The sequence below is a fragment of the SAR202 cluster bacterium genome (assembly GCA_016872285.1).
Lineage (GTDB): Bacteria > Chloroflexota > Dehalococcoidia > Lucifugimonadales.
Window position 1 is genome coordinate 1 of the sequence record VGZZ01000068.1, and the last position, 10013, is coordinate 10013.

General features: G+C 59.7%; 9 protein-coding genes and 1 tRNA gene. 9 read left to right on the forward strand and 1 reads right to left on the reverse strand.

Features of this window, described 5'->3' with window-relative positions:
- Positions 1-188: 188 nt before the first annotated feature.
- Complete coding sequence (maf, locus tag FJ320_12355; protein MBM3926742.1) at positions 189-2003, reverse strand: septum formation protein Maf; 1815 nt, start codon at positions 2001-2003, stop codon at positions 189-191.
- Between the two features lie 178 nt (positions 2004-2181).
- On the opposite strand from maf, the gene trxA reads away from it, so the two are divergent.
- The 9 genes from trxA to FJ320_12400 all read left to right on the forward strand — a co-directional run bounded on the left by trxA (position 2182) and on the right by FJ320_12400 (position 9804).
- Positions 2182-2514, forward strand: coding sequence for a thioredoxin (trxA, locus tag FJ320_12360; GenBank protein ID MBM3926743.1), 333 nt, complete (start codon positions 2182-2184; stop codon positions 2512-2514).
- Positions 2515-2534: 20 nt separating this feature from the next.
- Positions 2535-2630: transfer RNA gene (locus tag FJ320_12365), tRNA-Sec, on the forward strand.
- Positions 2631-3536: 906 nt separating this feature from the next.
- On the forward strand, positions 3537-4109 hold the full coding sequence (locus FJ320_12370; protein MBM3926744.1) for a hypothetical protein: 573 nt from the start codon (positions 3537-3539) through the stop codon (positions 4107-4109).
- Between the two features lie 186 nt (positions 4110-4295).
- Positions 4296-5699 carry an MBL fold metallo-hydrolase gene (locus FJ320_12375; protein ID MBM3926745.1) on the forward strand — a complete coding sequence of 468 codons (1404 nt, stop codon included), beginning with the start codon at positions 4296-4298 and terminating at the stop codon, positions 5697-5699.
- A gap of 94 nt (positions 5700-5793) precedes the next feature.
- Positions 5794-6438, forward strand: a complete 645-nt coding sequence (locus tag FJ320_12380) for a DUF4389 domain-containing protein (protein MBM3926746.1) — start codon at positions 5794-5796, stop codon at positions 6436-6438.
- Positions 6425-7048 carry a PrsW family intramembrane metalloprotease gene (locus tag FJ320_12385; protein ID MBM3926747.1) on the forward strand — a complete coding sequence of 208 codons (624 nt, stop codon included), beginning with the start codon at positions 6425-6427 and terminating at the stop codon, positions 7046-7048. Before FJ320_12380 ends, FJ320_12385 begins: the two co-directional genes overlap by 14 nt.
- Before the next feature lie 43 nt (positions 7049-7091).
- Positions 7092-7850 carry a (Fe-S)-binding protein gene (locus FJ320_12390; protein MBM3926748.1) on the forward strand — a complete coding sequence of 253 codons (759 nt, stop codon included), beginning with the start codon at positions 7092-7094 and terminating at the stop codon, positions 7848-7850.
- An 80-nt stretch (positions 7851-7930) separates the two neighbouring features.
- A complete protein-coding gene (locus tag FJ320_12395) occupies positions 7931-8113 on the forward strand; it encodes a hypothetical protein (GenBank protein ID MBM3926749.1) in 183 nt (60 codons plus the stop codon).
- A gap of 236 nt (positions 8114-8349) precedes the next feature.
- Positions 8350-9804: an iron-sulfur cluster-binding protein gene (locus tag FJ320_12400; GenBank protein MBM3926750.1), complete on the forward strand. Its 1455-nt coding sequence runs from the start codon at positions 8350-8352 to the stop codon at positions 9802-9804.
- The last annotated feature ends 209 nt before the right edge of the window (positions 9805-10013 follow it).

Consider the following 10013-nt stretch of genomic DNA (forward strand, 5'->3'; position numbering starts at 1 on the left):
CCTTAGGTTCCTCCTCATCCTCCAACGAGTTGGCGAGCTGGTTGGTGGCGTTCTTCAGCTCATTCATCGTCTTGCCTAGATTCTTGGCAAAGCCCGCCAGCCTGGTCGGCCCCAGCACCAGGAAAGCGATGAGGAAAACTATGATTAGCTCCAGGCCGCCGATACCAAAAAAATTCACTTCTTTCCCCTTATCCCTGTTTGGCCTCGCAGCACCGCAGTGCTGTCAGCCCGTCAATTCTATACCCTGCTTTGTGCAGCAGCTTGCCCAGGCTGCACAAGGGCAGCCCCAGGACATTGTTGTAGCACCCCTCTACCAGTGCGCCCTCAGCAAAAGGCGCGTCCTGCACACCATAGCTCCCCGCCTTGTCCATAGCCTGGCCCGAAGTGATATAAGACATCGCCTCCTCATCACCGTAGCCGCCCAGCGTCACGGTGGTCTCGCACACATCCGCCAGCGCCTTCCCCGATTCGTCCACCACTGCCACACCCGTCACCACGGTGTGCTGCCGCCCTCGAAGCGCCTTCAGCATCTCCACGGCCTCCCGCTCGTCCCCCGGCTTCCCCAGCGTCCGCCCATCCAGCACCACGGTTGTATCCGCTCCTACCACCAGCTTCCCAGGCCTCCTCGACGCCACCGCCCGCGCCTTGGCCAGCGCCAGCCGGCGCACCATCTCCCTGGGCTCCCCTCCCTCGTCCTCGACCACCCCCGACGCCTCCACCTCCATCGCCACCCCCAGTCCGCCGAGTCGGACCGCCAACTCCCGACGCCTCGGTGACGCCGACGCCAGCACCAGCGACTCCACGGGCCGTCGCAGAGAAAGCGTCGCCAGGCATTCCACATGGTGGGTCTGCGGGAACATGTCCATCGGTTGCACGTCTTCTAGACGGAACACGCGAGCGCACAGCATCTTCAAATCCCGCCCTAAGGTCGCTGGGTCGCAGGAGACATACACAACGCGAGGCGGCGCCAGCTCCTCCAGCGCCTCAATGGCTGAGGGATGACACCCCTTCCTCGGCGGGTCCAGGATCACTGCGTCCGGCCGCTCCCCAAGATACCGCAGCGCGTTTTCGGTCTTCCCCAGTCGGAACTCCACATTGCTCAGTCCCTGCCCGTTGGCCTTCGCGTCCTCCACCGCCGCTGGCGAGTCCTCAATCGCCACAATGCGACCAGCGTGCGGGGCCAGCAGGACCGCGAAAGTCCCGACGCCCGCATAAGCGTCGACAATAAATTCCGACCCCGTCAGCCCCAGCCTCTCCCGCACCAAATCCACCATCCGGCTCAACTGGTCCACGTTGACCTGGAAAAATGACGGCGACGCCACTCGAAACTCCCGCCCCCGCACCTGCTCTCGATAATGTGTCTGGCCCGTCGGCAGCGAGACCTCGGGCGTCTTCAAAGTCGGCTGGATAAGAAAGTCCTGGGTATTAATGCCATATCGCACCGAAAGTTGACTCGTCTCGCCGGCGTGGCCCTGAAGCTGGCCCAAGATACTGTTGATGCCTGGGTGCATGATCATACAATGGTCAATAGGCACAAACCTTCGCGTTTCCCTGTTCACATACCCCAGCTTCCCGTTATCATTGCGGTGTCCAATGGTGAACCGCGCGTGGTTCCGATACCCGTACTGCTTCGGCGAAGGCAGCGTCTCCGACACCGGCGGCTCCTCGAACCCGCCGACACGACACAGCGCGTCGGCCACCATACCGCGCTTGATTTGCAGCTGGAAGCCGTAGTCCAGGTGCTGCCACTGGCAGCCGGTGCAAGGGCCGAAATATGGGCAAGGCGGCGCCACCCGGTGCGGCGAGGCCGTCAGCACGTCCGTGACCACGGCAGCGATGTAGTGGCGGCGCTCCTTTACCACCTCCGCCTCCACCACCTCCCCCGGCGCGCCGCCCATGACAAACACCGGCCTGTCGTCCAGCGACGCCAGGGCCTCCCCCAATCGGCCCCACGCCTCCAGCTTCAGCCGTATCTTTTGTCCTGTTAGTCCCGTCTTAATCATGACGCGTTATCCACTATACCCTACCCAGCTTTACTCGAAAACTAAACCGAGTTCACCAACCTAGCCATAAATCTAGATTGACCCCGCCGCCTTCCCAGTTATAGACTTACCTTCCTGCCTTTCCTGTGTTAAATTTCATATATGGCATCTAAAAAGCGAATTATCTCGGAGGACCCGAATGGCCAAGCCCTTCTCTGTCGGCGACAAAGAATTTGACGAAAAAGTCTTGAAGAACACCAAGCCCGTCTTGGTCGACTTCTGGGCCGAGTGGTGTGTCCCCTGCAAAATGATCGCTCCTATAGTCGATGACCTGGCGACGGAGCTGGAAGGAAAGATGGAGTTCGCCAAAGTGGACGTGGACTCCAGCCCTCTTACTGCCGTCAAGTACGGCATCCGCAGCATCCCTGCCCTTCTCATCTTCAAAGGCGGCAAACCTGTTGAGCAAATTGTGGGCGCCGTCCCCAAGAGTCATCTGAAGAAAAAGATTGACGCCGTCTTGGCCGCCGCTTAATTAGCGGCGTCTCGACCTGCGGGAGTGGATGGGGCCCGGTGGCTCTCGCGGACTTCAAATCCGCTGTATCCCGCTAAAACGGGATGGGAGGGTTCGACTCCCTTCCGCTCCCGCCACCTATGCGCGTTTTTGTGACCGTAAGCCTGGGCCGACAGCATATTAGCCTCAGTGAGTTGTATAACGGTATCACTAAGAGCCGCATGATTTGGTCTATCTACCTGTGTCCAGCGGTTGAAGATTGCCAGGCCTGTCAGTAATCTTTTGCGTAACAATTCAGGTGTGTATGGAGGCGTGGATGACCGCTAAGTCATGGGTACGAGAGGCAAACCTGCGGTGGGCTAAAGAGACCCCATGGATAAATGGAGATGGTCAGTTTGCGCTTGTCGCACGCTGCGGCAAACCCATAGTAACCCTGTGGCCGACAAGGGCGGCCGCCGAGAGGCAGAAGGCTGCCATAGATAAGGACGAATGCACTAAAGGCTGTGTCCGTAACCATGTGATAGTTGACTTGGACCTGCCCCTGGACAACAAACCCGATAAACGGCCCCCTGTTCGCTGAGCGTAATGGGCGCTGCTCATACTGCTGTCATAACGCGTTTAGTGGTAGATCACAGCGTCATTTAGCCGGCGGCTTATTCTATAGAAGCAACGCCCGGCAGCCGCGTTCGTATGCTGACAAGCCCCACTCGTCGGTATAACTGTCTTGCAGGCCGTCCCCCACCTAACTTTCGGAGTAGTCTCGGTCCTGTCCATTCTACCCTTTTGGCTCTGCATATCTTTGCGGCAGGCTAATAAAATTACATATCGTCAATAGCTGGTTATGAGGGGCTTATTGGAGTGGGAGGTAAGTGCCGGGGCGAGAACCTGAGTCAGAGTTCTGTTGGGCAGTGGGTAGGTAAAGGGCGAATTCTTCCAGTTGTTCTAGCTGCTCGTGTCCTTTCTATTCCATTCCGTGCTAGGTCTAAGACTTCGGCTGGCCACGCTGCCGCTCCAGATACAACACAAACATTAGGAGATGGCTTATGCAAAACAAAAATGAAGTTCTAAGGCAGTACTCCACAGACCTGTTATCTCTGGATAAGCAGATCCTGAACATGGTCAAGGATGAAGCCGGTACTGAAGAGGCGCGGCGTTATCCGGAGGTCCAGCAGCTTATCAGGACTACCCACGATAAGCTGGCTAAAGTCTCGACGGAACTGGAACAAAACCTGTCCTCCCTCGGCGGCGAAAGCTCGTCAATGCTCAAGCAGGCCATGGGCAGGGTCGGCGGAATGGTTACTGGGATGGCCAGTAAGGTTGAGGGTTCCGAGAAGGCTTCCAAAGTCTTGCGCAACACCTACGCAGCCCTGGACGCCGCCGCCCTTGGCTCCATTATGCTCCACACTACCGCCCTGGCCTTCGACGAAAAGTCCACTGCTGACGTGGCCGACCGGCACTTCAAAGAGCTTGCGCCGCTGGCGGTCCAGACCCGGGAGATGATACCCAGCATCGTGGTAAGAGAGTTCGCTGACGAAGGCTATGCAGTTAACGCGTCCGCGGTCGATGAGTTTAAAAACAAAGCCCAGGAGGCCTGGGCGCAAGGGCCCAACGCCTGACCCCTTGTAACAACTCCAGCTCACGCCGGCCCTCGGGGTTGGCTGTGTGGCTTCCAAATGGATGGGGACGCGAGGTCTAACTATCTGCCTGTACCCTCGCCCCCCATCCATTTTTGTGCGCCTCCACCCTAAAACCATCCTCTGGTGGTATCATCCCAGTAAACGCCCGTTTCCCAGGAGGCGCCCATGCTGGTCAAGCAAATTCGCATCGAAAGCCTCGGCAACTCCTCTTACATCGTCGGCTCCCAGGACGCCAAGATCTGCGCCGTCATCGATCCCGCCCGCGACGTGGACCTCTACATCCGCGAGGCCGAAGCCCTGGGTATGAAGATCGCCTACGCCCTAGAAACGCATCTCCATAACGACTTCATCTCCGGCAGCCGCGAGCTGGCCGCCCGCACCGGTTGCCCCATCGCCGCCAGCGCCGTCGGCGGCCTCGCCTTCGACCACCGCGCCCTCAAGCCCGGCGACACCATAAACATTGGCGAGGTCCGCCTTCAGGTCATCGCCACCCCCGGCCACACGCCCGAACACATCTCCTTCGAGGCCACTGACACCTCCAAAGGCGGTGGATCCCACGCCCTTTTCAGCGGCGGCGCTCTCATGGTCGGCGGCGTCGCCCGCAGCGAGCTCCTGGGCAAGCAGCTCGCCCCCTTCCTGGGCCGGTGGTTCCACCGCACCATCACCCGCGAGTTCAAGCCCCTGGATGACGCCATCGACGTCTATCCCACCCACGGCGGCGGCTCCTTCTGTATGGCCTCCGCCTCCACCGGAGGAAGCCACGCCACCACGACCACCATCGGCCAGGAGCGACGCACCAACCCCTTCTTTATGGCCGAGACGGAGGAAGACTTCCTACAGCTAGCCCTTGGCGACCTCCCCTCCTACCCCGCCTACTACAAGCGCATGTCCGCCATCAACCGCCAAGGCCCTAAAATCCTTGGCTGGCTCCCCCAGCTTTTCCCCCTCTCCTCCAAAGAGGTCTGGACACGAGTCCAGGGTGACGGCATCGCCATCGACACCCGCAAGCCCGATGCCTTCACCGCCGGTCACATCCCCCGCGCCTACTCCATAACCGCCGGCGACACCCTTGGCACCTGGGTAGGATGGCTCGTCGAGCCCGGCAAGCCCCTGGTCTTCGTCCTCGACGACCCTTCCAAAAGCGAAAGCTTAGTCCGCCAGCTTATCCGCATCGGCTACGACTCCCTGGACGGCTACCTGGAGGGCGGCATGGACGCCTGGCGCAAGGCCCGTCTACCCGTGTCTACCCTCAAGACTGCCAGCGCTAAGGAGCTATACCGAAAGCTGGAGACCGGCCACGGCCCTCAGCCTTTAGACGTGCGGTTTGCCCACGAGTGGCAAGGCGGTCATCTCCCCGGCGCGCTGAAAATCGAGCTGGGCGACTTGCCGGAACACACCGGCGGCCTCCCCCGCCACATGGCCTACGCCACCGTCTGCGCCGCCTGCTTCCGCGCCTCCACCGCCGCCAGCATCCTTGAACGCGAAGGCTTTAACGATGTGACGCTGCTGGTCGGCGGCAACAACGCGTGGAAGGAGTCAGGGCTGCCGTTGGAGGGGAGGCAAAACTAACCTCGCGCCAGTTCCAAAATCCTTGACTATTGGCATATAGCTCTCCATAATCGCCGCCATCGATAGTGCCCATCCTGGCTTGGAGGTGCACATCATGGTTACTTTAGAGCCGCCAGCCGCTTCCTCTCCACCGTCTCCCAGCTACCCAGGCATCCGCCTAGACGTCGCCTACCCCGAGAAGCTCTCCCGCGGCACCCTTCTCCTCAAGACTTTCCTCGGCTGGATTTACATCTGGATTCCCCACGGCATTGTCCTCTACATCCTGGGTATCCTAGCCAGGCTTGCCATCTTCGTATCCTTCTTCGTCATCCTTTTCACCAAGAAGTATCCCAAAGGCCTCTTTGACTTTGTTGTCGGTGTTCAATCCTGGAATCTGCGAGTGCAAACCCACGCTTCCCTTCTCCTTAACGACAAATATCCGCCCTTCTCCCTATCGGCCCAGGACTATCCCACGCGGCTAGAAGTGGACAACCCCCCTGTCCTCTCTCGTCTCTTCGTTGTGTTGAAACTTCTCTTTGGCTGGCTCTATGTGGGCATACCCCACGGCGTCATCCTTTTCTTCTACTTAATCGGCGTCGTTTTCGTGACCATCTTCGCCTGGTTCCACATCCTCTTCACCGGCAAGTATCCGCGAAGTGTCTTCAACTTCGTCATCGGCTACTTGCGATGGCAAGAGCGCGTCACCGCGTACCTGAGTCTCCAGCGCGACGAGTATCCTCCCTTCCATGGCCGGCCTTGAGCCTTACTACCATACCGCGCCCTCTGATGTTCCTCCTCCTGAGGCCCCTCCACCCTCACCACTAAGGCCCCCGCGAGGCGGTCCCCCCGCTCTGGCCTTTGCCATAGCCCTCGCCTTGCTAGGTGGGGTCTTTGGTATCGTCGCCGCCATAGTCCAGGAGGCGCAAGCGGGCATCCTCGTAGCCTTCGTCGGCGCACCCATCATCGAGGAGTTCGTTAAGCCCAGCGGCGTTTACGCCCTCCTGGTCTGGTGGCCTCATCTCCTCAAAAACCGGCTCTTCACCGCCGCCCTTGCCGCCTGTGGCGGCCTCGCTTTCGGTTACATCGAAAGCCTGGTTTACATTAAGGTCTACATAGTGGATCCCAGCCCCGAGTATGTCCTCTTCCGACTCACCGTCACCCCCGCCATGCACGTTACCGCCAGCTTCATCTTTGGCATGGGCATCAACCAGGGCGCTATAGACTCCATCCATGGCAAAAAACCCTTGCTTCAAGGCTCTCGGAAGTGGTTCATAGCCGCCATTATCCTCCACGCGCTCTACAACATCGGAGCCACGATAATATCGGTTGTTTTCGATGTCTTTTCTGATGAAGACTTCCGCTTTGACTAGCTACCCTTGCCCCTTCTATGCCCCTCTGCTACCCTGAACCCTAATGTCTGACCAGCCTACAACCAAGGCCTCCCTCTTCGTCACCTGCCTAGTCGACCAGCTCTTCCCCCAGGTCGGCGAGGCCGTAGTCAATGTCCTTCGACGCCAGGGCGTGGCCGTGGACTTCCCCGCCAGCCAGACCTGCTGCGGCCAACCCCTCTTTAACTCCGGCTTCCGCCGCGACGCCGCCAAACTCGCCAAGCGAGTCCTTAAGCAGTTCGAGCACAGCCAGTACGTCGTCGTCCCCTCCGGCTCCTGCGCCGCCATGTTCAAAATCTTCTACCCCGACCTCTTCCAAGGCGACGCCAAGCTGGAAACCCAGGCCAAAGCCCTCGCCGCCAAGACCCATGAGTTCTCGCAATTCCTCGTCAACGTCCTAAAAGTCACCAACGTCGATGCCGCCTTCGACGGCAAGGTCACCTACCACCCCTCCTGCCACCTCCTCCGTGAGCTGGGCGCCGCCACCGAGCCTGAGACCCTTCTTCGCGCCGTCCAAGGCCTCGACTACACCCCCCTGCCCGACGCCAAGGTCTGCTGCGGCTTCGGCGGCACCTTCTCCGTCAAGCACGCTGGCATCTCGGAAGGCATGCTCAACGACAAGATACAAAACATCGCCAAGACTGCCGCGACCACTCTCGTCGCCTGCGACTCCTCATGCCTCATGCACATCGGTGGGGCCCTCACCCGCCGTGGCCTCAATGTTAAGACCAGACACCTAGCGGAGCTTTTAAATTCTGGGCCTTCATCTGTATCGCAAGCTTGATGTGAGCAAACGTTGCGAAACGAGGCTGGCTCCCTGGATTTGTGTTACCATGCAAAAAAGTATTTCGCGGAGATTTGGCCGTGGAAACCAAACAGCAGGTCCTGAAGGCCATTGAGGAACTACCCGAGAACGCCAGCATCGAAGACGCCCTGGAACGGCTATATCTGCTCTACAAAATCGAGAAAGGGCTGCGCCAGGCGGGCCAGGGTAATCTGATCACTCAAGAAGCCGCCCGCCAACGTATGGCGAGATGCCTGAAGTAAGGTGTTTTTGTCATTCTGAGCGAAGTCCGTACTCGGACGTAGTCGAAGAATCTGTTATGCCGCTACCACGATTGGTACCTTGTAATATGACTTCATTTGTAAAATGTCCTCTCCCACAAGGGGAGAGGACTAAGGTGAGGGGTAAACCCTGGGAGCACAATTCGGGCATTAGATCCACCTGCCATGCTGCGTTTATCCCTTGCCCCGTGCGTGCCAAATCGGAGCGTGAAGCCTAAATGCCCACCACTGACACCCACATCACCACCGACCGGTTCAAGGCCGCCTCCGCCAAGGCCCTGTCCAACCCCCGCCTCCAGGCCTACCTTGGCCGCTCCATGGGCCACTTCGACGGCGCCCGCGAGGACGCCATCGCCGAGATTACCCCCCAGCGATGGGAGGAGCTGCGTGAGCAGGCTCGCGAAATCAAGCGCCACACCCTCGACAACCTGGACTACTACCTCGAACTGCTGACCGAGCGAGTCACCAAAAACGGCGGCCAGGTCCACTTCGCCCGAGACGCCGCTGAGGCCAAGGAAATCGTCGGCGCCATCGCCCGCACTAAAGGTCTCAAGCTCGCCATCAAGAGCAAGTCCATGGTCTCCGAGGAGATGCGCCTCAACGACTACCTGGAGACCGTCGGCGTCGAGCCTGTCGAGACCGACCTGGGCGAATACATCATACAGCTAGCCAACGAGCCGCCTTCCCACATCATCGCCCCCGCCCTCCACAAGTCCAAGGAGGAGGTGTCGCAGCTCTTCGCCGAAAAGATCAACCGCCCCAACCTTGTCGAAATCGAGGCTATGGCCCACGCCGCCCGCGAAGTTCTCCGCGACAAGCTGGTCAACGCCGATATGGGCATCACAGGCGGCAACTTCCTCGTCGCCGAGACCGGCACCCTGGTCCTGGTTACCAACGAAGGGAACGGCCGCTTCTGCACCTCCGTCCCCCGCGTGGTTGTCTCCATCGTCGGCATGGAGAAGGTTATCCCCTCCCTGGAAGACCTGCGCATTTTTATTCGGCTCCTCCCTCGCTCCGCCACCGGCCAGCGCATCAGCAGCTACACCACCCACGTCTCCGGCCCCCGCCGCGCTGACGACGAGGACGGACCAGAAGAGTGGCACCTGGTCATCGTGGACAACGGCCGCTCCCGCCTCCTCCGCGACCCCCACCTACGAGAGTCTCTCTACTGCATCCGGTGCGGCGCATGCCTCAACATATGCCCTGTGTATAGAAAGGTCGGCGGCCACGCCTACGGCTGGGTCTACCCTGGCCCCATCGGCGCCGTCGTCACACCTGTCCTCGTGGGTCTGGACAAGGCCAAAGACCTCCCCCAGGCCTCCAGCCTCTGCGGCGCCTGCCGCGACGTCTGCCCCATCAAAATCAACATCCCCCACATGCTCCTCCGACTCCGAAGCCACACCGCCGAGGGTACTCCAGATATCCCCTCCAAGGCCCCTTTCAGCGAGAAGTTCATGTCGAAGGCCTACCTGTGGCTCATGTCCAGCCCTGCTCGCCTCGGCTCCATACGAACCCTTGGCCGACTAGCCCAGGCTCCCCTGGCCCGCCGGGGTCGCATCCGACGCGTCCCCCTGCCTCCCTTCTCCACCTGGACCCGCTCCCGAGACCTCCAGCCCCTGGCCCCCAAACCCTTCCGCCAACTATGGAAAGAGCGTTTATCCAGAGAGCAATAATTATGCCAGACGTTACGATTTTATGGTTCCCATCTGTTTACACTATATTCTCGCTACCTTTATTACCGCTCACCCTGAGCTTGTCGAAGGGCGAGGGTTCGCTTGGCTCCAGTCTAAATACCCTCCCCTCATTAGTAAGGGCAGGAATGGGAGGTTATACACCCCATGCCTGACCTCCCCGGCACTTCTAAAAGCGATTTCCTCTCCAT

Bases quoted from the DNA above. Each gene is read 5' to 3' on its own strand.
- FJ320_12375 (MBM3926745.1), top strand. From the start codon at position 4,296: ATGCTGGTCAAGCAAATTCGCATCGAAAGCCTCGGCAACTCCTCTTAC.
- FJ320_12380 (MBM3926746.1), top strand. From the start codon at position 5,794: ATGGTTACTTTAGAGCCGCCAGCCGCTTCCTCTCCACCGTCTCCCAGC.
- maf (MBM3926742.1), bottom strand. From the start codon at position 2,003: ATGATTAAGACGGGACTAACAGGACAAAAGATACGGCTGAAGCTGGAG.
- FJ320_12370 (MBM3926744.1), top strand. From the start codon at position 3,537: ATGCAAAACAAAAATGAAGTTCTAAGGCAGTACTCCACAGACCTGTTA.
- FJ320_12390 (MBM3926748.1), top strand. From the start codon at position 7,092: ATGTCTGACCAGCCTACAACCAAGGCCTCCCTCTTCGTCACCTGCCTA.
- FJ320_12385 (MBM3926747.1), top strand. From the start codon at position 6,425: ATGGCCGGCCTTGAGCCTTACTACCATACCGCGCCCTCTGATGTTCCT.
- FJ320_12400 (MBM3926750.1), top strand. From the start codon at position 8,350: ATGCCCACCACTGACACCCACATCACCACCGACCGGTTCAAGGCCGCC.
- trxA (MBM3926743.1), top strand. From the start codon at position 2,182: ATGGCCAAGCCCTTCTCTGTCGGCGACAAAGAATTTGACGAAAAAGTC.